The following is a 21,532-nucleotide window of genomic DNA, read 5'->3' as shown; positions in this document are numbered from 1 at the left end:
CCAATTGTGGCAGGTGGCACCGACAGTGAGGCAGTCAGACCCGGGGCGGGGCGGTCAGACCCGGCGGGAACGGCGCGGCCGGCGTCCGGAGCGCGACGCCCCGGAGAACAGCCGGGCCAGCGCCCGGAACGGCAGTGTGACCACGGTGGCGATGGCCCCACCGATCTGTCGCAGTACGTCCGCTATGGCTCGGAGCACAAGAATTCTCCCTCCGTCTCCCGGCCCTTCGCGGGAAGGACCCCGGGGACCGGGTGACGGGCGAGTACCCCGGACGCCGGGGCACATGCTTCGGGAGTCGCTCGGGCTCGCCGAGCGGGTCGGCCCGGGCCTTGCCGGGTCGCTCGGCTCAGCCCTTCCTGGGCCGCTCGGTTCAGCCCTTGCCGAGCAGGTCCGCGGGGAACGCCCCCGCCTCCAGCGCCGCCCCGGCGAACACCGTGCCCAGCTCCGTGAGCCGCTCCACGTCCGCTGCGCCGAGGTGTTCGTAGGGCGCCCGGTCCAGGCGGTCGGTGCGCTCCTCGATCTGCTTGCGCAGGGCGGCGCCGGACTCCGTCAGCTCGCCGTCGGCGTCCACGAGTCCGCGCCCGCGCAGCCGCTCGACGGCCGCGTCCCAGTCCTCCCGGGTCCAGCCCCGGGTGTTGAGGTTCCACGTGGGCGTCATGCTCTTGCCCGTCGCGGTGTGGCTCACCAGCGCCTCGACCGGGTCGAGTTCGGCGTCCAGGAGCGCGGCCAGGTGGCCGTCGCCGCGGTGCTCGCGCAGCAGCGTCGCCGCGTGCCAGTAGGCCAGGTGCGGCTCGGCGGGCACGGCGAGGGCGGCGTGCGCGGCGTACAGCGGGCGGCCGCTCGGTGAACAGGCCTCCGTGGCCCGCAGCGCGAGCCGGGCCGCCTCCGCCATCTCCGGGGACGCCACCGCCTCGTCCCCGAGGAGCCGCCGCAGCGTCGTGTCGACGGCGCGCAGCCGGGCGGCGAGGACGTCCTCGGGGGCGGCGGTGCGCCAGATCTCCGGCACGAACCGGGCGACCGTCTCCGGCTTGTAGTTGAAGAACGTGGCCGTCACGGTGCCCGCGCCCACGGCTCCCAGCGCCGCCGCCCGGATGGCGAAGTTGACGGCCTTCGGGTGGGTGATGCCGAGCGGGGCCAGCTCGCGGCCCACGTCCGGGGAGAAGTAGTGCGTGGTGTGGAGGGCGTTGAGCACGTTGTGGCAGCGCCGTCCCGCGCGCGGGTGCAGCGCCGCGCCGACCGGGGCGGAGGTCGTCGAAGAGGTCATGGCCACACGTTACCGACTGGTCGGTATGAGGTGAAGGGGTTCCCGACGACATACGGGACTTCCCGGGGCTCCGGCGCCGGGCAGGCACGCGGGCCGGGCACCGCCGGCGGCCACCCCTGACAGAAAGGACGGCAGCCCACCCTTGGCAGAAAAGGATGGCAGGAAAGGTGGGCTGCCCGTCATTGCGGACATCCCGCCGCACCCCAAGAATCAAGGGCATGGAGCAGCGAACCGTCCTGATCGTCCTCTTCGACGGCGTCCAGAGCCTCGACGTCACGGGCCCCGCCGAGGTGTTCACGGGCGCGAGCCACCTCCACCCCGACATCCCGCCGTACCGGGTGCGCACCGCCTCCCTCGACGGCGCCCCCGTGCGGACGTCGAGCGGGCTCACGCTGGTCCCGGACTCCTCGCTCGGGGAGTACACGGGCCGGGCCGGTGCCCCGGTGCCGCACACCGTCCTGGTGCCCGGCGGCGCGGGCACCAGGGACGAGGACGAGGCCCTGGTCGCTTGGCTGCGGGCGCACGCCCCGCTCGCCGAGCGGCTGATCTCGGTCTGCACCGGGGCCGTCCTGCTGGCGCGCGCGGGCCTGCTCGACGGCCGCCGCGCGACGACCCACTGGGCGTACTGCGACAAACTCGCCCGGGACCACCCGGAGATCGACGTGGACCCCGACCCCATCTACGTACGGGACGGGCACGTGTCGACCTCGGCGGGCGTCACGGCGGGCATCGACCTGGCGCTCGCCCTCGTCGAGGAGGACCTGGGCCGGGACACGGCGCTGACCATCGCGCGCTTCCTCGTCGTGTTCCTGCGCAGGCCGGGCAACCAGGCGCAGTTCAGCGCCCAGTTGTCGGTGCAGACGGCCCGCCGTGAGCCGCTGCGCGAGGTCCAGCAGTGGATCACCGAGCACCCCGGGGGCGATCTGAGCGTGGAGTCCCTCGCGGAGCGCGCCCGGCTCTCGCCCCGGCACTTCGCCCGCTCCTTCCAGGCGGAGACCGGCATGGCGCCGGGCAAGTACGTCGACCGCGTCCGCGTCGAGCACGCCCGCCGACTCCTGGAGGACACCTCCGACGGCGTCGAGGAGGTCTCGCGCGCCTGCGGCTACGGCACCCCGGAGGCCATGCGCCGCGCCTTCGTCAAGGCGCTCGGCACGGCTCCGGCCGAGTACCGCCGCCGCTTCCACAGCCCCCGCACCGCCCCCGCGTGACCGCCCACCACCTGACCACCTGACCACCGCACAACCGTCATCCGACCCGCCTCCCCGAGGAGAGCCCGCATGCAGATCGCCATAGCCCTGTACGAGCGCTTCACCGCCCTCGACGCCATCGGCCCCTTCCAGACGCTCGCCGGACTCCCGGACGCCGAGGTCGTCTTCGTGGCCGAGCAGACCGGGCCCGTGCGCGACGACACCGGACAGCTCGGCCTCGTCGCCGACAAGACCTTCGACGAGGTGCGGAGCCCGGACATCGTGGTGGTCCCCGGCGGCCCCGGCCAGAGCGACCAGATGGAGAACGAGTCGCTGCTCGGCTGGCTGCGTACCGTCGACGCGTCCAGCACCTGGACGACGTCCGTGTGCACGGGCTCCCTGGCCCTCGCCGCCGCCGGGCTCCTGAAGGGCCGCGAGGCGACTTCGCACTGGCTGGCCCTGGAGGAGCTGGACAAGGTCGGCGTGCGCTCGACGGGGCGGCGGGTGGTGTTCGACGGGAAGTACGTCACGGCGGCCGGTGTCTCGTCCGGCATCGACATGGGCCTCGCGCTGGTCGGCAGGATCGCGGGTGACGAACGCGCCCAGGCCGTGCAGCTGATGATGGAGTACGACCCGCAGCCGCCCTACGACGCGGGGTCGCCGGAGAAGGCGCCCGCCCACATCGTCGAGATGTTCCGCGGCCGCAGCCGGTTCAGCGAAGAGGAGCAGCCCGCGTAGCCGGGACCTCGGGCGGAGTCCAGGCGAAGCGCGGCTGCCTGCGCTCCAGGAAGGCGGCGACACCCTCGGCGGTGTCGCCGCTCGCGCGCATCTGCTCCGCCCAGTGGGCCTCCCGCGCGGCGCCCGTGTCCGTGCCTCCGGGGCCGTCAGGATCACCGGCCAGGGACGCGAACTCCTTCGCCGCCGCCTGCGTGAGCAGCGAACGCGCGGCCAGGATCCGCGTGAACTCCGCGACCCGCGCCCGCAGTTCCCCCGCGGGCAGCACCTCGTCCACGAGCCCGCTGCGCAGCGCCCGCCCGCTGTCGATCGACTCGCCGGAGAACAGCAGGTACTTGGCGGTCGATGGCCCCACGAGGGACACCAGGCGGCGCGTGGTCGACGCCGGGTAGACGATGCCGAGCTTCGCCGGGGTGACCGCGAACACCGCGCCCTCGTCGGCGAACCGCAGGTCGCAGGCCGCCGCCAGCTGGCAGCCGCCGCCCACGCAGTACCCGCGCACCGCCGCGAGCGTCGGTTTGGGGAAGGCCGCGAGGGCCTCCTCGGCCCGTACCGCGAGTTCCTGGGCGCGGGCGGGTTCCTCGCGCAGCGAGGAGATGTCGGCGCCCGCGCAGAACGTGTCCCCGGCGCCGGTCAGGACCAGCGCCCGCACGGCGGGGTCCGCGGCGAGCGCCGCGAGCAGCGGCGGCAGCGCGCGCCACATGTCCGCCGTCATGGCGTTGCGCTTGGCCTGATGGTCGATGACGACGGTGGCGACGCCGTCGGCGACGGCATGCCTCAGCTGCGGCTCCATGCGCCGGATGCTATCCGCACCCACCGAACGTACGATCAAGAAGGGGCGGCTTCGCACGACGGACGGAGGCCCTCATGATGCTCGGCGGAACACGCAAAGAGGCAGGTCGGACCGGTACTGACGGCACCGGCGGCACGGCCGAGGGGGCCCGGCTCCGGCGCAGCTTCGGCTGGCTCGCCGTGCTCGGCGCGATCCTCGTCCTCGGCGGGCTCATCGGCATCGTGTACGTCGGGGTGGCCACGCTCACCTCGATGCTGCTGTTCGGCTGGCTGCTCCTGGTGGGCGGCATGGTGGCGCTGCTGCACGCGGTGCAGTCGCGCGGCTCGAACTTCTTCTGGCTCGGTGTGGTGGTCGCCGCGCTGAACCTCGCGGCGGGCGTCGTCGTCATCCGCAGGCCCGACGTGGCCGCGGAGGCGCTGACGATGTTCGCGGCGCTGCTCTTCCTCACCGGCGGTGTGTTCCGGCTCGTCGGCAGCCTGGTGGTGCGCGGACCACAGATGGCGGTGACGCTGTTGCAAGGCGCCTTCGGCGTGCTGCTCGGCGTGCTCGTGCTCGGCGACTGGCCGAGCAGCAGCCAGTACGTCATCGGCTGCTTCTTCTCCCTCGCGCTGCTCTTCGACGGCCTCGGCCTGATCGCGACGGCCGTCGGCGGCCGACGCCTGATCAGCCTGGTCTCGGAGCACTCCGGCGGCAAGGACGGCGACGGCGGCACCCCGCAAGCCGTACAAGCTGAAGAACCCTTGAAGGCGGAACAAGAAGGGCAGGAGCAGTCGCGCAACTGACGACGGCACGCGGGGGCGATCAAATCCCGTCGATAGTCGCTGACTTCTGGTCAGTAGCGCGGTACGGACCAGCGCGTTACCAACACTCGACGTGTGGTGACAACCGAGCGCGAGGGCGGGGACCGGGCAATGGGGAACGACGGGAGAGGGCCGGGCCCGCTCCCCGGGGGAGGTGGGCGGGTGCCGTACGAGGGCGTGTGGCGGTTCACCGCCCCCGCCGTCGACGCCTCGGTGCCCCAGGCACGGCACGCGGTGCGCGACCTGCTCGCGCGTCAGGGGGTGCCCGCACCGGACGAACTGGTGCAGGGGCTCCTGCTGATCGTCTCCGAGCTGGTCACCAACGCGGTGCGGCACGCGGCGCTGCTCTCGCCGATGCTCGCCGTGGAGGTCGCGGTCGGCGCGGAGTGGGTGCGGGTCTCCGTGGAGGACAACCACCCCTACCGCCCGACGGCGCTGGAGGCCGACTACGGCCAGACCGGCGGCCGCGGGCTGCTCCTCGTGCGGGAGATCACCCGCGAGGCGGGCGGCGCGTGCGACGTCGAGCACACGGCCAGCGGGGGCAAGGTCATCTGGGCGGCCTTGCCCCTGAAACCCAACGGGATCTGAGTCCACGAAGGACTTCGGCGTCCTCGGGCCCGGCGGGATCCGAGGCTCGCCGGGCTACCAGCCCGCGCCCGGCCCCGTCAGCTCCTTGATCGCGGGCCGCGCCGCGTCGAGGACGGTCATGAACCACGCGGAGAACGGTCCCTTCGCGTGCCGCTCCGCCAGCTCCGCGGCGGTCACGAACGCCGTGTCGCCCACCTCGCTCGCGTCCGGCCGCAGCTCGGCCTGCACCATGCCCACGAAGAGGTGGTTGAACTCCTGCTCCACCAGGCCCGACTCCGGGTCCGGGTGGTTGTAGCGCACGGTGCCCGCCTCGGCGAGCAGCGACGGCGAGACGCCGAGCTCCTCGAAGGTGCGCCGGGCGGCGGCCGCGAACGGCGCCTCGCCCGGGTACGGATGCCCGCAGCAGGTGTTCGACCAGACGCCGGGGGAGTGGTACTTGCCGAGCGCCCGCTGCTGCAGCAGCAGCCGTCCCTGCTCGTCGAAGAGGAAGACGGAGAACGCCCGGTGCAACTGCCCGGGCGCCTGATGCGCGGCAAGCTTCTCCGCCGTGCCGATCGTCCTGCCGTCCTCGTCGACGAGTTCCAGCAAGATTGTTTCTCCGGTGCCGTTCGACGAGCTGTTCGCCGCGGTGGCAGGTGTGATCGGCATACCCATCCTTCGCTTCGGTCTCGGATGCCAAGTCTGCCGTACGACAGGGGCTCTCCCGGCACTCCGGGGGCCCCGCATGTCCCGTCCCCGACCGTGGGGACGGGACATGCGGATTCGGCCACGGCCCCCCGGCGTCCGGCCGGGGGGCCGCCGGGATCAGATCCCGAAGGCCGCCGGATAGGCGATCGTGCCCGACGGAACGGGCACCCCACCGTCCGTGCCGGGCCGGTCGAGGACCAGCGCCATCATGGCCTCGTCCGGGACCTCGAAACTTGGCCGAATCCCGTATGCCGAGGCCGGGGTGAACCCGAACCGCGGGTAGTAGTCCGGGTGCCCGAGCACCAGGACCAGTTGCTCGCCACGGGCGCGCGCGGCGTGCAGCACGGCGCGCACGACGGCCGAACCGGCGCCCGTTTTCTGGTACGCCGGGAGTACGGCCACCGGCGCCAGGCACAGGGCCGGGGCGCCGTCCACGTGGCAGCGGGTGATCAGGGCGTGCGCCACCACCTCCCCGCCCGAGCCGTCCGTGCTGCCCGAGCCGTCCGCGCCGTCCCCGCGGGGCGCCTCGGCGACGAACGAGAGCCCGTCGATCCAGGCCCCCGCGTCCTCCCGGAGCGCGTCCACGAGGTCGGCCTCCCCCTCGGTGGGGAAGGCGGCGGCGTTCACGGCGTGCACCGCCGCGCGGTCGGCGCCGGACGCCGCCTCGGGACGGGTGCGCCAGCCGTCCCCCGCCGGACGCAGGACGTAGCCGGTGTAGCCGAACTCCGCCCCGTGCTCGCGCCGCATCGCGATCTCGGCGCGGGTGGCGGCCAGGGCCTCGGCCATGCCGGGCGCCCCGGGGTCGGCCGCGTCGGCGCGGGCGCCGAGCGGACCGTAGTACTCGTCCCAGTCGGACTCGGGCTGGGACACGGTGCCGAGCACCGCGTACCCGGCGGCGAGTGCCGCGCGGGTGTTCTGCTCGCAGGTGCGCAGCGGGTAGTGCTGGTCCCAGAAGGCACGCGCCGCCCCGGACGGCTCCGCGGTCGTCCACTCGCACTCGGTGACGACGAGCGTCCCGCCGGGTGCGAGCAGTCGCCGCCAGCTGTCGAGGGCGGTGTCGAAGCCGATGGAGTAGGCCGAGCTCTCGGCCCAGATCAGGTCGAACGAACCGTCCGGGTGGGGCAGTTCGCCCATGTCGGCCCGGACGGTGCGCACGCGGTCGCCGAGCCCGCGGGCGTCGGCCGCCGCGCGCAGCTCGTCGAGGAACGGCTCGTGCAGATCGACGGCCGTGACCTCGGCTCCGGTCTCGGCGGCCAGGAGCAGCGCGGACCGGCCGGGGCCGCAGCCCAGGTCGAGCACGCGCGGACGGGCGGGCAGCTCACCGGCGAGGGCGAGCAGCTCGCGGGTGGTGGCGTCGGAGCCGGGGCCCTGCCGGGGCAGGCCGTGGTGCAGGGTGAAGAAGGCGTCGGTGATCGCGTTCTGAGTCAACGGAGTAAACCCTTGAATGAGTGGGCCCGGCCGTGACACGGATGACGTACGCGGAGTGCATACGCGACGTACGTACGAGAGGTGACGTACGGAAGGTCAGGCGTGGGCCCGGGAAGTGGGGACAGACGTGTCGCCGCGCAGGGCAGCGTCAGGCGCGACAGTCATCAACCCACCTCCTTCTCTTCCGTCAAGGTCATGGCCAGCGTACCACTCTCCGTGATCACCCGTCCCGCCGTCGCGGGGCGGCCCCGCGACGGCGGGACAGGTGCGTCAGTGGCACAGCCCCGGCTCGTGCTCCGCGTGGCCGCCCGGCTCCAGCTGGAAGGTGCAGTGCTCGACGTCGAAGTGGTCGCCCAGGCAGAGCTGCAGCTCGTGCAGCATCTTCTCGTGGCCGGTGGCGGTCAGCGTCTCGGAGCTGACGACGACGTGCGCGGACAGGACCGGCATCCCCGACGTGATCGTCCAGGCGTGCAGGTCGTGCACGTCCTCCACGCCGGGCAGGGCCAGCATGTGGGCGCGGACCTCGGCCATGTCGACGCCCTTGGGTGCCGATTCGAGCAGGACGTTCAGTGTCTCGCGCAGCAGCTTCCAGGTGCGCGGGACGATCATGAGCCCGATGACGATGGAGGCGATGGGGTCGGCGGCCTGCCAGCCGGTGAGCAGGATGAGGGCGGCCGAGACGAGCACCGCGACCGAGCCCAGCGCGTCCGCGAGGACCTCCAGGAACGCGCCGCGCACATTGAGGCTGTCCTTCTGGCCGCCCATCAACAGGGCCAGCGAGACCAGGTTCGCGAGCAGGCCGATCAGGCCGAAGACCATGGTCAGGCCGCCCTCGGTCTCGGCGGGCGTGACGAACCGCTGCACAGCCTCGTACAGGACGTACCCGCCGACGCCGAACAGGAGCAGACAGTTGGCGAGCGCCGCCAGGATCTCGGCGCGGGCGTAGCCGAAGGTGCGGTTCTCGCTCGGCGGGCGGTTCGCGAAGCGAATGGCGAGCAGCGCCATGCTCAGGCCGAGCGCGTCCGTCGCCATGTGCGTCGCATCCGCGATGAGCGCGAGGGAGTCGGCGACGATACCGCCGACGATCTCGACCACCATGACGGTGATCGTGATGGACAGCGCGATGCGCAGCCGACCCTTGTAGGCGGCCGTGGCCGTGCCCTTGGCGGGCGGCGCGTGGCCGTGGTCGTGTCCTGCCCCCATGGTGCGTTCCTCCGTCGTCGTCCGTCGGCGCCCAGGTTCGGTCGCGGCCTTCAGTCAACTACGGGTGGGGGGTATGTGCAACACGCTCCTGAGAACCGTTGTCATATGCTCTGACCTGCGGAAACTCTCCGCAGGTCAGAGCCCTGCAGATGACTTCGGGGGACGCTGCGACTAGCCGCGCGCGGCCTTCGGATGGCGCAGGCACCAGCCCGCCCACGCCGACTCCACCATCTCCCGCACCCCGCGCCGGGCACTGAAGCCCAGCTCCTTCGCGGCCAGGCGTACGTCCGCCACGGCGCGCGGCGCGTCGCCCGCCCGGCGCGGCTCGACGAGCGGCTCCCGGTGGTCCCCGGTGACCTCCGCGATCACGGTGAGGAGTTCGCGTACGGAAACGCCCTCGCCGCGGCCGATGTTCACCGTCAGATCGCTGCCCGGCTCGATCGGCCTGCGGGCGGCGGCGAGGTGGGCCTCGGCGAGATCGCTGACGTGGATGTAGTCCCGCACACAGGTGCCGTCGGGCGTGGGGTGGTCGGTGCCGAAGATACGCGGGGCCTCGCCCCGGGTGAGGCGGTCGAAGACCATCGGGACCACGTTGAAGACGCCGGTGTCCGCCAGCTCAGGGCTGGAGGAGCCCGCCACGTTGAAGTACCGCAGACAGGTCGTGGTCAGCCCGTGCGCCCGGCCCGCCGCCCGCACCAGCCACTCACCGGCCAGCTTCGTCTCGCCGTAGGGGCTCACCGGCGCGCAGGGCGTGTCCTCCGCGACCAGGTCGGCGTCCGGCGGATTGCCGTAGACCGCCGCCGACGACGAGAAGACGAACCGCTCCACGCCCGCGTCCACCACCGCTTCCAGGAGCGTCGTCAGGCCCCCGACGTTCTCCCGGTAGTACCGCAGCGGCTGCTCCACCGATTCGCCGACCTGCTTGCGGGCGGCGAGGTGCACCACCCCCGTCACCGCGTGCTCGGCGAACACCCGCCGCAGCAGGTCCCCGTCGAGCGAAGTGCCCCGTACCAGCGGAATGTCCGCGGGCAGCCGCTCCGGCACTCCCGAGGAGACGTCGTCCACGACGACCACCCGCTCGCCCGCCCCGGCCATGACCCGCGCCACATGCGCCCCGATATATCCCGCTCCACCTGTGATCATCCATGTCATGGGCGTCCACCTTAGGCTGGCTTGGACGGTTGTGGACCCCGCGGTTTGTGGCCGCGGGCCGCTTTCGACCATGATGATCGCGGCGGTCGAGAACCACGCAGACCGCGCTGATCGGGGCGTGAACGGGCGGTGAACGCCCGCTTCCATTCATCCGATAGCCTCTGCCGACATGCCGCCCGGCCGCCTCGCTGCCCGGGTGCCCCCGTCACGCACGTGCCCGCGCGAGCCGCGCCGGGAATCAAGGAGTGAGTTCGTCTGTCGACCGCCATCCTCACCGGCCGGCCGGTGCCCGGTTCGCCGCTCGAAGGCGATCTGCGGTCCCTGGGCTTCGACGTGCGGACCGCCCCCGACGCGGCGTCCCCGGAAGAGCTCGAGGCCCTGCTGCGTGACCTTCCCCCCGGCGAGCGCGTCGCCCTCGTCGACAGCCGCTTCGTCGGCCACGTCCACGCCCTGCGGCTCGGCCTGACCGACCCGCGCTTCCCCGTGTCGGCCGTGCCCGGCGCCGTGACCGCCCGGGCGGGGGCGCGCCGGGAGCTGACGGCCGCCCTGCACACGGCAGTTGGGGCCACCGGAGCCGAGACCGCGGCCGACGGCGGCCGGGCGTCCGTGGCGCTCGCCTCCGACGCCCTGCCCGACCGCGTCGCCGCCGCGGTCGAAGCCACCGGCACCGACGTGCACCGGCCCGAACTCGGCACCCTCGTCGCGGCCCTGCCCGGCGACCCCGAGGCCCGCAACACCGCACGTCAGGCCGTCGCCGCCGTCGACGACGAGGCCGTGCGCCTGCGCGGCGCGGTGAAGGCCCGCGACGGCTTCTTCACGACGTACTGCATCAGCCCCTACTCGCGCTACCTCGCCCGCTGGTGCGCGCGCCGTGGCCTCACCCCGAACCAGGTCACCACCGCCTCCCTGCTGGTCGCGGTGATCGCGGCCGGCTGCGCGGCGACCGGCACCCGCGGCGGCTTCGTCGCCGCCGGCGTGCTGCTCCTGTTCTCCTTCGTCCTGGACTGCACGGACGGCCAGCTCGCCCGCTACTCGCTGCAGTACTCCACGCTCGGCGCCTGGCTCGACGCGACGTTCGACCGCGCCAAGGAGTACGCGTACTACGCGGGCCTCGCCCTCGGCGCGGCCCGCGGCGGCGATGACGTGTGGGCGCTCGCGCTCGGCGCGATGGTCCTGCAGACCTGCCGGCACGTCGTGGACTTCTCCTTCAACGAGGCGAACCACGACGCCACCGGCAACACCAGCCCCACCGCCGCCCTCTCCGACAAGCTCGACAGCGTCGGCTGGACGGTCTGGCTGCGCCGCATGATCGTGCTGCCCATCGGCGAACGCTGGGCCCTGATCGCCGTGCTCACCGCCGTCAGCACGCCCCGGATCACCCTGGTCGTCCTGCTCATCGGCTGCGGCCTCGCCGCCTGCTACACCACGGCAGGGCGCGTGCTGCGCTCGCTGACCCGCAAGGCGACCCGCACCGACCGCGCCGCGGCGGCGCTCGCCGACCTCGCCGACAACGGCCCGCTCGCGTCCGCCTTCGCCGCCTTGCGGCCCCGCCTGCCGCTGCCCGCGCCCGCCATCGCCTTCGTCGGCGGCGCCGCGGTGGTCTGCGCGGCCGTCTTCAGCCCCTACGGCAGCCCGTGGGTGGTGGTCGGCGCCGTGGTGTACGTCATCGCGTCCGGACTCGCCCTCGGCCGCCCCCTCAAGGGCGCCCTCGACTGGCTGGTTCCGCCGTTCTTCCGGGTCGCGGAATACGGCACCGTACTGGTACTGGCGGCCAAAGCCGATGTGAACGGAAGCCTTCCCGCGGCTTTCGGCCTGGTGGCCGCGGTCGCCTACCATCACTACGACACGGTGTACCGCATCAAGGGCGGCACCGGCGCGCCCCCGCTCCGGCTGGTGCGGGCGATCGGCGGCCAAGAGGGCAGGACCCTGGCGGTCGCGCTGGCCGCCTTCGCACTGCACGACACAGATTTCACCGTCGCGCTCACGGCTCTCGCCGTGGCCGTGGCACTCGTGGTGCTCATCGAGAGCATCCGCTTCTGGGTGACCGCTCACAAGCGTGGCGCACCCGCCGTACACGATGAAGGAGAACCCGCATGATCGGCCTCGTGCTGGCTGCCGGCGCCGGACGGCGTCTGCGCCCCTACACCGACACCCTGCCCAAGGCACTGGTGCCGGTCGGACCCGAGGGCAACGAGGACAGCCTCACCGTGCTCGACCTCACCCTCGGCAACTTCGCCGAGATCGGCCTGACCGAGGTCGCCATCATCGTCGGGTACCGCAAGGAGGCCGTCTACGAGCGCAAGGCCGCGCTCGAGGCGAAGTACAACCTCAAGCTCACCCTGATCGACAACGACAAGGCCGAGGAGTGGAACAACGCCTACTCCCTGTGGTGCGGCCGCGACTCGATCAAGCACTCGGTGATCCTCGCCAACGGTGACACCGTGCACCCGGTCTCCGTCGAGAAGACGCTGCTCGCCGCCCGCGGCGACGGCAAGAAGATCATCCTCGCCCTCGACACGGTGAAGAACCTCGCCGACGAGGAGATGAAGGTCATCGTGGACCCCGAGAAGGGCGTCCAGAAGATCACCAAGCTGATGGACCCGGCGACGGCCACCGGTGAGTACATCGGCGTCACCCTCATCGAGGGCGAGGCGGCCGAGGAGCTCGCCGACGCGCTGAAGACCACCTTCGAGCGCGACCCCGACCTCTACTACGAGGACGGCTACCAGGAGCTCGTCAACCGCGGCTTCAAGATCGATGTGGCGCCGATCGGCGACGTCAAGTGGGTCGAGATCGACAACCACGACGACCTCGCCAAGGGACGTGAGATCGCGTGCCAGTACTGACGAGGCTCATCCCCTCGCCTGTCGTCGTGGACATCCGGCCGGGGGCGTTGAACGACCTGGCCGGTGTCCTCGCCGACCAGCGGATCTGCTCGTCGACCGGCAAGCTCGCCATCGCCATCAGCGGCGGCTCCGGCGCGGTGCTGCGCAAGCGGCTCGCGCCGTCGCTGCCCGGCGCCGAATGGTTCGAGGTGGGCGGCGGCACGCTCGATGACGCCATCAAGCTCGCCGACGCCATGAAGAAGGGCCGCTACGACGCGGTCGTCGGCCTCGGCGGCGGCAAGATCATCGACTGCGCCAAGTTCGCCGCGGCGCGCGTCGGCCTGCCGCTGGTCGCCGTCGCGACGAACCTGTCGCACGACGGCCTGTGCTCGCCGGTCGCGACCCTCGACAACGACGCGGGCCGCGGCTCCTACGGCGTGCCGAACCCGATCGCGGTCGTCATCGACCTCGACGTCATCCGCGAGGCCCCGGTGCGCTTCGTGCGCTCCGGCATCGGCGACGCCCTGTCCAACATCTCCGCGATCCGGGACTGGGAGCTGGCCGCCCGCGAGCGCGGCGAGGACATCGACGGCCTGGCCGCCGCGATGGCCCGCCAGGCGGGCGAGGCGGTGCTCCGCCACCCCGGCGGCGTCGGCGACGACGGCTTCCTCCAGGTGCTCGCCGAGGGCCTGGTCCTCACCGGCATCGCCATGTCGGTCTCGGGCGACTCCCGGCCGGCGTCCGGCGCCTGCCACGAGATCAACCACGCCTTCGACCTGCTCTTCCCCAAGCGCGCCGCGAGCCACGGCGAGCAGTGCGGCCTCGGCGCCGCCTTCGCGATGTACCTGCGCGGTGCCCGCGAGGAGTCGGCGTACATGGCGGAGGTCCTGCGCCGCCACGGCCTGCCGGTCCTGCCGGAGGAGATCGGCTTCACCGTGGACGAGTTCGTCCAGGTCGTCGAGTTCGCGCCGCAGACCAGGCCGGGCCGCTACACGATCCTCGAGCACCTCAATCTGAACACCGACCAGATCAAGGACGCATACGCCGACTATGCCAAGGCCATCGGTAGCTGAACTCCGGCCCGTCGTTCACCCCGCGGGGGTGAAGGACCGGCGCAGCGGTGAGCACTGGGCGGGACGCATGTACATGCGGGAGATCTCGCTGCGCTGCGACCGCTACCTGGTGAACACCAGGATCACGCCCAATCAGCTGACCTACCTGATGACCGTCGCGGGCGTCCTCGCCGCCCCGGCCCTCCTGGTGCCGGGGATCTGGGGCGCCGTGCTCGGTGTCGTCGCGGTCCAGCTCTATCTGCTGCTCGACTGCGTCGACGGCGAGATCGCCCGCTGGCGCAAGCAGTACTCGATGTCCGGGGTGTACCTGGACCGGGTCGGCGCCTACCTGTGCGACGCGGCGGTGCTCGTCGGCTTCGGCCTGCGCGCCGCCGACCTGTGGGGCTCCGGCCGCATCGACTGGCTGTGGGCCTTCCTCGGCACCCTGGCCGCCCTCGGCGCCATCCTGATCAAGGCCGAGACCGACCTCGTCGCGGTCGCCCGCCACCAGCAGGGCATGGCTCCCGTCCAGGAGTCGGCGGCCGAGCCGCGCGCCGCCGGCATGGCCCTGGCCCGCAAGGCCGCGGCCGCGCTGAAGTTCCACCGGCTGATCCTCGGCATCGAGGCGTCCCTGCTGATCCTGGTCCTCGCGATCGTGGACTCGGTCAGGGGAGACCTGTTCTTCTCCCGGGTCGGGGTCGCCGTGCTCGCGGGCATCGCGCTCCTGCAGACCCTGCTGCACCTCGTGTCCATCCTCGTGTCGAGCAGGCTGAAGTGAGCACACCGAGCCCCTCCGGCACACCGGGGACGCCGACCGCGCCGCTGAAGGTCGGCGCGGTCGTCATCACCATGGGCAACCGCCCGCAGGAGCTGCGCGCCCTGCTCGACTCGGTCGCCAAGCAGGACGGCGACCGGGTCGAGGTGGTCGTCGTCGGCAACGGCGCCCCCGTGCCGGAGGTGCCCGCGGGCGTGCGCACCATAGAACTGCCCGAGAACCTGGGTATCCCGGGCGGGCGCAATGTGGGCATCGAGGCCTTCGGCCTGGGCGGCACCGACGTCGACATCCTGCTCTTCCTCGACGACGACGGACTGCTCGCGCACACCGACACCGCCGAGCTGTGCCGCGCGGCCTTCGCGGCGGACCCCGAGCTCGGCATCATCAGCTTCCGCATCGCCGACCCCGACACCGGGATCACCCAGCGCCGCCACGTGCCGCGCCTCAGGGCCTCGGACCCGATGCGCTCCTCCCGCGTGACGACGTTCCTCGGCGGCGCCAACGCCGTGCGCACCGCGGTCCTGAAGGAGGTCGGCGGCCTGCCCGACGCCTTCTTCTACGCCCACGAGGAGACGGACCTCGCCTGGCGCGCCCTGGACGCGGGCTGGATGATCGACTACCGCGCCGACATGGTGCTCTTCCACCCGACCACGGCCCCCTCCCGGCACGCGGTCTACCACCGCATGGTGGCCCGCAACCGGGTCTGGCTCGCCCGCCGCAACCTGCCCGCCGTCCTGGTGCCCGTGTACCTCGGCGTCTGGCTCCTGCTGACCCTCGCCCGGCGCCCCTCGCGGCCCGCCCTGAAGGCCTGGTTCGGCGGTTTCAAGGAGGGCTGGACCAGCCCGAGCGGACCTCGGCGCCCCATGAAGTGGCGTACGGTGTGGCGCCTGACCCGGCTGGGCCGACCTCCTGTGATCTGACAAGCTCGGGTCTGAGAACATTCGGGCCGTATTCCGGTCCCTGGCCCCCCACGCCTACGCCCGACCGGCCGTGCATCTGAAGACGAAAGTTTCCCCTCGTGAGTGAGACAACGCAGGACGGTGGAGTCGCGGTGACCGCGCCACCGTCGCCCGACGACGGGCTGTCCCCCGCAGAGCTGGCGGCCAAGTACGGCCTGTCCGTCAGCGGCGCCCGTCCGGGTCTTTTCGAGTACGTCCGCCAGCTCTGGGGGCGGCGCCACTTCATCCTCGCCTTCTCGCAGGCGAAGCTCACCGCCCAGTACAGCCAGGCCAAGCTCGGCCAGCTGTGGCAGGTGGCGACACCGCTGCTCAACGCGCTCGTCTACTTCCTCATCTTCGGCCTGATCCTCAAGGCCGACCGGGGCATGGAGCGGGAGGTGTACATCCCGTTCCTCGTGACAGGCGTCTTCGTCTTCACCTTCACGCAGAGCTCGGTGATGGCGGGCGTACGGGCGATCTCGGGCAACCTCGGCCTGGTGCGCGCGCTGCACTTCCCGCGCGCCTCGCTGCCGATCTCGTTCTCGCTGCAGCAGCTCCAGCAGCTGCTGTTCTCGATGATCGTGCTGTTCGTGGTGGCGGTCGGCTTCGGCAGTTACCCGCGGCTCTCCTGGCTGCTGATCCTGCCGGTGCTCGCGCTGCAGTTCCTCTTCAACACCGGGCTCGCGCTGATCATGGCTCGGCTCGGCAGCAAGACCCCCGACCTCGCGCAGCTGATGCCGTTCGTGATGCGCACCTGGATGTACGCGTCCGGCGTGATGTTCTCCATCCCGGTGATGCTCAAGGAGCACCCGGCGTGGATCGCCGACATCCTCCAGTGGAACCCGGCCGCCATCTACATGGACCTGATGCGCTTCGCGCTCATCGACGGCTACGGCTCCGAGAACCTGCCGCCGCACGTCTGGGCGGTCGCGGCCGGCTGGGCCGTGCTCGTCGCCGCGGGCGGCTTCGTGTACTTCTGGAAGGCGGAGGAGCGGTACGGCCGTGGCTGACGACAAGAGCGCCGACCGGGCGCACATCCCCACCGTCATCGCGGACGAGCTGCACATCGTCTACCGCGTCAACGGCGCCAAGACGGGCAAGGGCAGTGCCACCTCGGCGCTGAGCCGGATCATCCGGCGCGGCGAGGAGCGCGGTGTGCGCAAGGTGCACGCCGTGCGCGGGGTCAGCTTCACCGCCTACCGCGGTGAGGCGATCGGCCTCATCGGGTCGAACGGCTCCGGCAAGTCCACCCTGCTGCGGGCCATCGCCGGGCTGCTTCCCGCCGAGAAGGGCAAGGTGTACACCGACGGCCAGCCCTCGCTGCTCGGTGTGAACGCGGCCCTCATGAACGACCTGACCGGCGAGCGCAACGTGATCCTCGGCGGGCTCGCGATGGGCATGAGCCGCGAGCAGATCAGGGAGCGCTACCAGGACATCGTCGACTTCTCGGGCATCAACGAGAAGGGCGACTTCATCACCCTGCCGATGCGCACCTACTCCTCCGGCATGGCCGCCCGCCTGCGGTTCTCCATCGCGGCGGCCAAGGACCACGACGTCCTGATGATCGACGAGGCGCTGGCCACCGGCGACCGCAAGTTCCAGAAGCGCTCCGAGGCCCGCATCCGCGAGCTGCGCAAGGAGGCGGGCACGGTCTTCCTGGTGAGCCACAACAACAAGTCGATCCGTGACACCTGTGACCGCGTGCTCTGGCTGGAGCGGGGCGAGCTGCGGATGGACGGGCCGACCGACGAGGTCATCAAGGAGTACGAGAAGTTCACCGGCAAGTAGCCGAATGGCCGCACGCGGGTGGCGGCCGAACGGGTCAGGGCCCCGCCGGGACATCCGGGCGGGGCCCTGACCCGTTTTCGGATCCCAGGAGCCCCTCAAGTCACCGGAGTTCAGGGAAGATTGAAGCCAATCGGTGCGTTCTTGTGATGTGCCGAACACCCCGACGACTCGGTGTGCGTTGTACAACGTAAGCTGTACCGGTGCTGATTCGCGGCAAGTGGGGCGATTTCGCGCGGCACGGTGGCGGAGGGGCCGGTCAGCTGCACGGGGGGCGAGGCGGCGTGTCCGAAATAGGATGTTTTGGGTCAGCAGTGTAGAACGGGAGATGTGACGGCAATGGCTACGGACGATCTCCGGCTCCGCGATGCGTCCGCCGTCCTCGACAAAGCCGCGGACGAGAACTTTCCCGTGGCCCCGTTCTTCCTCCCGCGCGCCTGGCGCGAGGACCTCATGGCCGTGTACGGCTACGCCCGCCTGGTCGACGACATCGGCGACGCCGACCTCGACCGCGGCGCGGCCCACGCCCGCTACCTCGGCGCGGACCCCGGGGCCGCCGGCGACCCGATCGCCCTCCTCGATGCCTTCGAGGCCGACCTCGGCAAGGTCTTCGCAGGTCAGGAACCCGGCCACCCGCTGCTGCGGGCCCTGGTGCCCACCGTGCGCCGGCGCGGTCTGACCCCCGAGCCCTTTCTCGGCCTGATCGCCGCCAACCGCCAGGACCAGCTCGTCAAGCGGTACGAGACCTACGACGACCTCGTGGCCTACTGCGAGCTGTCCGCGAACCCCGTCGGCCGCCTCGTCCTCGCCATCACCGACACCGCCACGCCCGAGCGCGTCCGCCTCTCGGACTCCGTGTGCACGGCGCTGCAGATCGTGGAGCACCTCCAGGACGTGCGCGAGGACCTGGGCCGCGACCGTGTCTATCTCCCCGCCGAGGACATGAAGCGTTTTCATGTCCAGGAGCGGGATCTGGCCGTCCCCACGGCAGGCGCGTCGGTGCGCGCACTGGTTGCATATGAAGCAGAACGCGCCCGCTGCCTCCTGAATGAAGGCACCCCCCTGGTGGGTAGCGTCCACGGCAGGCTGAAGCTGCTGCTCGCAGGGTTCGTGGCAGGGGGGAGGGCGGCGGTCGCGGCGATCGCCGCCGCCGGATACGACGTACTTCCAAGGCCGCCGAAGCCCACGAAGCCGCGCCTGGTGCGCGAGGTGCGTGCGGTTCTGCGAGGAGAGGGGTGAGCCGGACCGTGGAGTCAGAACCTCGCGTGTCCGCGCCGGTACTCGCCGCATACAGCTACTGCGAGACCGTGACCGGGCAGCAGGCACGCAATTTCGCGTACGGCATCAGGTTGCTGCCGACGCCCCAGCGGCGGGCGATGTCCGCGCTCTACGCGTTCTCCCGGCGCGTGGACGACATCGGCGACGGCGCCCTCGAGCCGGACGTGAAAGGGGCGCGGCTGCACGACACCCGGGCCCTGCTCACCCGCGTCCGCGACGGCGAGGTGGCCGAGGACGACACCGACCCCGTGGCCGTGGCGCTCAGCCACGCGGCCCGGCACTTCCCGATCCCGCTCGGCGGGCTCGACGAGCTGATCGACGGCGTCCTGATGGACGTGCGCGGCGAGACGTACGAGACCTGGGACGACCTGAAGGTCTACTGCCGCTGTGTGGCCGGAGCCATCGGGCGGCTCTCCCTCGGGGTGTTCGGCACCGAGCCGGGGGCGCTGCACGCGGAGCGCGCGCCGGAGTACGCCGACACGCTCGGCCTCGCGCTCCAACTCACCAACATCCTCAGGGACGTTCGCGAGGACGCGCTGGAGGGGCGGACCTACCTCCCGGCCGACGACCTCGCCAAGTTCGGCTGCTCCACGGGGTTCGCCGGCAGCGTGCCGCCCGCCGGGTCGGACTTCGCGGGCCTGGTGCACTTCGAAGTCCGCCGCGCCCGGGCCCTGTTCGCCGAGGGCTACCGCCTGCTGCCGATGCTGGACCGGCGCAGCGGCGCCTGTGTGGCGGCGATGGCGGGCATCTACCGCCGGTTGCTCGATCGCATCGAGCGGGAGCCGGAAGCGGTCCTTCGGGGCCGCGTTTCGCTGCCGGGACGCGAGAAGGCGTATGTCGCCGTGCGCGGTCTGTCCGGGCTCGACGCGCGCAGCGTCTCCCGGGGGGTCGTCAGGAGGCGTACGTGATGCGCAGGTACGACGGCCCCGGCGCAGGTCCCGCGCGTCGCTCCAAGCGGCGGGCAACCCTCCGCATGACCATGGCGTCCCAGACTGCAACTGCCGAAAGGGAGGACGCATGAGGCAGGACGACAGGCAGCCCGAAGGAGACGCCGAAGGCCCCGGCAAACGGGCCTCCGCCGTCGTCGTGGGCGGCGGCCTGGCCGGTATCACCTCAGCCCTCGCCCTGGCCGACGCCGGCCTCGACGTCACCCTGCTCGAGGGCCGCCCGCGCCTGGGCGGACTCGCCTTCTCCTTCCAGCGCGGCGAGCTGACCGTCGACAACGGCCAGCACGTCTACCTGCGCTGCTGCACCGCCTACCGCTGGTTCCTCGACCGGGTCGAGGGCGCGCACCTGGCGCCGGTGCAGGACCGTCTCGACGTACCCGTGCTCGACGCCGACCGGCACCGGCTCGGACGGCTGCGCCGCACCGCGCTGCCCGTGCCCCTGCACCTAGCCGCGAGCCTCGCCACCTACCCGCATCTGTCGCTCGCCGAGCGCGCCGCCGTCGGCCGCGCGGCGCTCGCCCTCAAGGGGCTCGACCCGGCCGACCCGGCGCTGGACAGTCAGGACTTCGGCAGCTGGCTGGCCGACCGCGGACAGTCGAAGCGCGCCATCGAGGCCCTGTGGGACCTCGTCGGGGTCGCCACCCTGAACGCCGTCGCGGGCGACGCCTCGCTCGGCCTCGCCGCGATGGTGTTCAAGACCGGTCTGCTCTCCGAGCCCGGCGCCGCCGACATCGGCTGGGCGCGGGTGCCCCTCGGTGACATCCATGACGGTCTGGCCCGCAAGGCGCTCGACTCGGCGGGCGTGCGTACCGAACTGAGGGCACGTGTCACCTCCATCTCCCGTAGTGACAACGGTGGTTGGCGCGTCGAGGTTCCCGGCGAGACCATCGCGGCGGACACGGTGGTGCTCGCCGTGCCGCAGGCCGAGACCCACGACCTGCTCCCGGACGGCGCCCTCGACGAGCCCGACCGGCTGCTCGGCATCGAGACCGCGCCGATCCTGAACATCCACGTCGTGTACGACCGGAAGGTCCTCAAGCGGCCCTTCTTCGCCGCGCTCGGCACCCCCGTGCAGTGGGTCTTCGACCGGACCGACGCCTCGGGCCTGGCCGAGGGCCAGTATCTGGCGCTCTCGCAGTCCGCCGCCCAGGACGAGATCGACGCACCCGTGGCGGCGCTCAGAGAGCGCTATCTGCCGGAGCTCGAGCGCCTCCTGCCCGCCGCGCACGGCGCACAGGTGCTCGACTTCTTCGTGACCCGGGAGCGCACGGCGACCTTCGCGCCGACCCCGGGCGTCGGCCGCCTGCGGCCGGGCGCGCACACCAACGCGTCCGGGCTCTACCTGGCGGGCGCGTGGACCGCGACCGGCTGGCCCGCGACGATGGAAGGCGCTGTACGCAGCGGAATCACCGCAGCCCGGGCGGCCTTGACCGCACTCGACCGCCCTCATGGACATCTCTTCGAGGAGGCGGCGTGAAGCTCGACCTGCTGGGGCCTTCGCCCCACGAACCCCGCACCGGAATCAGAGGAGAGAATGTGCCGACTGTGCCCTCGGCCGAACCGGCCGCTGTGGACGTGACCGCGCTGCTGGAACGCGGCCGGACGCTGGCCACCCCGGTCCTGCGGTCCGCGGTGGACCGCCTCGCGCCGCCCATGGACACCGTCGCCGCCTACCACTTCGGCTGGATCGACGCGGCGGGCAACCCGTCCGTCGGCGACGGCGGCAAGGCCGTGCGCCCGGCGCTCGCCCTGCTCTCCGCGGAGGCCGCGGGCGCGAGCCCGGAGACCGGCGTGCCCGGCGCGGTCGCCGTCGAGCTGGTCCACAACTTCTCGCTCCTGCACGACGACCTGATGGACGGCGACGAGCAGCGCCGCCACCGCGACACGGTGTGGAAGGTGCACGGCCCCGCGCAGGCGATCCTCGTCGGCGACGCGCTGTTCGCCCTCGCCAACGAGATCCTCCTGGAACTCGGCACCGTCGAGGGGGGGGGGGGGGGACCCCGCCCCCCCCCCCCCCCCCCCCCCCCCCCCCCCCCCCCCGACCCCAACACCCCCCCCCCCCCCCCCCCACCCCCCCCCCTCCCCCCCCCCCCCA

Annotated in this window: 21 protein-coding genes and 1 pseudogene; 15 read left to right on the top strand and 7 right to left on the bottom strand. The window is 72.2% G+C overall.

Translation table 11 applies throughout. The features are described 5' to 3' along the window. Nucleotides 1–54 precede the first annotated feature (54 nt). Nucleotides 55–198, bottom strand: a complete 144-nt coding sequence (locus tag ACZ6AA_RS24235; RefSeq protein ID WP_468454969.1) for an LPFR motif small protein — start codon at nt 196–198, stop codon at nt 55–57. 172 nt (nt 199–370) lie between these two features. Continuing rightward, nucleotides 371–1,264: an SCO6745 family protein gene (locus tag ACZ6AA_RS24230; protein WP_468454971.1), complete on the bottom strand. Its 894-nt coding sequence runs from the start codon at nt 1,262–1,264 to the stop codon at nt 371–373. A gap of 218 nt (nt 1,265–1,482) precedes the next feature. On the opposite strand from ACZ6AA_RS24230, the gene ACZ6AA_RS24225 reads away from it, so the two are divergent. Continuing rightward, nucleotides 1,483–2,472 (top strand): GlxA family transcriptional regulator, encoded by a 990-nt coding sequence (locus tag ACZ6AA_RS24225; protein WP_471459906.1) that lies wholly within the window; start codon nt 1,483–1,485, stop codon nt 2,470–2,472. A 69-nt stretch (nt 2,473–2,541) separates the two neighbouring features. After that, nucleotides 2,542–3,189, top strand: a complete 648-nt coding sequence (locus ACZ6AA_RS24220) for a DJ-1/PfpI family protein (protein WP_471459904.1) — start codon at nt 2,542–2,544, stop codon at nt 3,187–3,189. Here ACZ6AA_RS24220 and ACZ6AA_RS24215 read toward each other — a convergent pair. Beyond that, nucleotides 3,164–3,979 (bottom strand): enoyl-CoA hydratase/isomerase family protein, encoded by an 816-nt coding sequence (locus ACZ6AA_RS24215; protein WP_468454977.1) that lies wholly within the window; start codon nt 3,977–3,979, stop codon nt 3,164–3,166. The two genes, ACZ6AA_RS24220 and ACZ6AA_RS24215, sit on opposite strands and share 26 nt — an antisense overlap. 74 nt (nt 3,980–4,053) lie before the next feature. On the opposite strand from ACZ6AA_RS24215, the gene ACZ6AA_RS24210 reads away from it, so the two are divergent. Together ACZ6AA_RS24210 and ACZ6AA_RS24205 are read left to right on the top strand one after the other, a co-directional pair. Continuing rightward, nucleotides 4,054–4,761: an HdeD family acid-resistance protein gene (locus ACZ6AA_RS24210; protein WP_471459902.1), complete on the top strand. Its 708-nt coding sequence runs from the start codon at nt 4,054–4,056 to the stop codon at nt 4,759–4,761. Between the two features lie 129 nt (nt 4,762–4,890). Further along, nucleotides 4,891–5,367: an ATP-binding protein gene (locus ACZ6AA_RS24205; RefSeq protein WP_385723679.1), complete on the top strand. Its 477-nt coding sequence runs from the start codon at nt 4,891–4,893 to the stop codon at nt 5,365–5,367. 54 nt (nt 5,368–5,421) lie between these two features. On the opposite strand, the gene idi is transcribed toward ACZ6AA_RS24205, so the two are convergent. From idi to galE, 4 genes are all read right to left on the bottom strand, one after another. Further along, nucleotides 5,422–6,015, bottom strand: coding sequence for an isopentenyl-diphosphate Delta-isomerase (idi, locus tag ACZ6AA_RS24200; protein ID WP_380855876.1), 594 nt, complete (start codon nt 6,013–6,015; stop codon nt 5,422–5,424). A 156-nt stretch (nt 6,016–6,171) separates the two neighbouring features. After that, on the bottom strand, nt 6,172–7,482 hold the full coding sequence (locus ACZ6AA_RS24195; protein ID WP_468454981.1) for a GNAT family N-acetyltransferase: 1,311 nt from the start codon (nt 7,480–7,482) through the stop codon (nt 6,172–6,174). Between the two features lie 270 nt (nt 7,483–7,752). Beyond that, nucleotides 7,753–8,685, bottom strand: coding sequence for a cation diffusion facilitator family transporter (locus ACZ6AA_RS24190; protein WP_471459900.1), 933 nt, complete (start codon nt 8,683–8,685; stop codon nt 7,753–7,755). Nucleotides 8,686–8,856: 171 nt separating this feature from the next. Then, nucleotides 8,857–9,837, bottom strand: coding sequence for a UDP-glucose 4-epimerase GalE (gene galE / locus ACZ6AA_RS24185; RefSeq protein WP_471459898.1), 981 nt, complete (start codon nt 9,835–9,837; stop codon nt 8,857–8,859). A gap of 255 nt (nt 9,838–10,092) precedes the next feature. Here galE and ACZ6AA_RS24180 point away from each other — a divergent pair, with 255 nt between their 5' ends. The 11 genes and pseudogenes from ACZ6AA_RS24180 to ACZ6AA_RS24130 form a co-directional block, all read left to right on the top strand. Continuing rightward, entirely contained in the window at nt 10,093–11,934 is a 1,842-nt protein-coding gene (locus tag ACZ6AA_RS24180) for a DUF5941 domain-containing protein (RefSeq protein ID WP_471460204.1), read from the top strand. Then, complete coding sequence (locus ACZ6AA_RS24175) at nt 11,931–12,683, top strand: phosphocholine cytidylyltransferase family protein (protein WP_468483712.1); 753 nt, start codon at nt 11,931–11,933, stop codon at nt 12,681–12,683. The genes ACZ6AA_RS24180 and ACZ6AA_RS24175 overlap by 4 nt, the downstream gene beginning before the upstream one ends. Further along, a complete protein-coding gene (locus tag ACZ6AA_RS24170; RefSeq protein WP_468454989.1) occupies nt 12,671–13,735 on the top strand; it encodes an iron-containing alcohol dehydrogenase family protein in 1,065 nt (354 codons plus the stop codon). The genes ACZ6AA_RS24175 and ACZ6AA_RS24170 overlap by 13 nt, the downstream gene beginning before the upstream one ends. Further along, nucleotides 13,713–14,492: a CDP-alcohol phosphatidyltransferase family protein gene (locus ACZ6AA_RS24165; RefSeq protein WP_078619253.1), complete on the top strand. Its 780-nt coding sequence runs from the start codon at nt 13,713–13,715 to the stop codon at nt 14,490–14,492. The genes ACZ6AA_RS24170 and ACZ6AA_RS24165 overlap by 23 nt, the downstream gene beginning before the upstream one ends. 44 nt (nt 14,493–14,536) lie before the next feature. Continuing rightward, complete coding sequence (locus ACZ6AA_RS24160) at nt 14,537–15,409, top strand: glycosyltransferase family 2 protein (RefSeq protein WP_471460202.1); 873 nt, start codon at nt 14,537–14,539, stop codon at nt 15,407–15,409. Between the two features lie 98 nt (nt 15,410–15,507). Continuing rightward, nucleotides 15,508–16,437 (top strand): ABC transporter permease, encoded by a 930-nt coding sequence (locus tag ACZ6AA_RS24155; protein ID WP_468454991.1) that lies wholly within the window; start codon nt 15,508–15,510, stop codon nt 16,435–16,437. Continuing rightward, nucleotides 16,430–17,215, top strand: a complete 786-nt coding sequence (locus ACZ6AA_RS24150; RefSeq protein WP_468454993.1) for an ABC transporter ATP-binding protein — start codon at nt 16,430–16,432, stop codon at nt 17,213–17,215. The genes ACZ6AA_RS24155 and ACZ6AA_RS24150 overlap by 8 nt, the downstream gene beginning before the upstream one ends. A gap of 336 nt (nt 17,216–17,551) precedes the next feature. Beyond that, nucleotides 17,552–18,451, top strand: a complete 900-nt coding sequence (gene hpnC, locus ACZ6AA_RS24145; RefSeq protein ID WP_468454995.1) for a squalene synthase HpnC — start codon at nt 17,552–17,554, stop codon at nt 18,449–18,451. Beyond that, the gene (hpnD, locus tag ACZ6AA_RS24140; RefSeq protein WP_468454997.1) at nt 18,448–19,398 is read left to right on the top strand and encodes a presqualene diphosphate synthase HpnD; all 951 of its coding nucleotides are present in this window, start codon (nt 18,448–18,450) and stop codon (nt 19,396–19,398) included. Before hpnC ends, hpnD begins: the two co-directional genes overlap by 4 nt. 109 nt (nt 19,399–19,507) lie before the next feature. Further along, on the top strand, nt 19,508–20,914 hold the full coding sequence (gene hpnE / locus ACZ6AA_RS24135; RefSeq protein WP_468454999.1) for a hydroxysqualene dehydroxylase HpnE: 1,407 nt from the start codon (nt 19,508–19,510) through the stop codon (nt 20,912–20,914). Between the two features lie 59 nt (nt 20,915–20,973). Next, nucleotides 20,974–21,433: pseudogene (locus ACZ6AA_RS24130) on the top strand (polyprenyl synthetase family protein); the annotation flags it as partial. Nucleotides 21,434–21,532: the final 99 nt, after the last annotated feature.

The organism is Streptomyces sp. NPDC040610, from assembly GCF_055594065.1.
The sequence above is the reverse complement of the archived record's forward strand: the minus strand, read 5'-3'. Positions and strand labels throughout refer to the sequence as shown.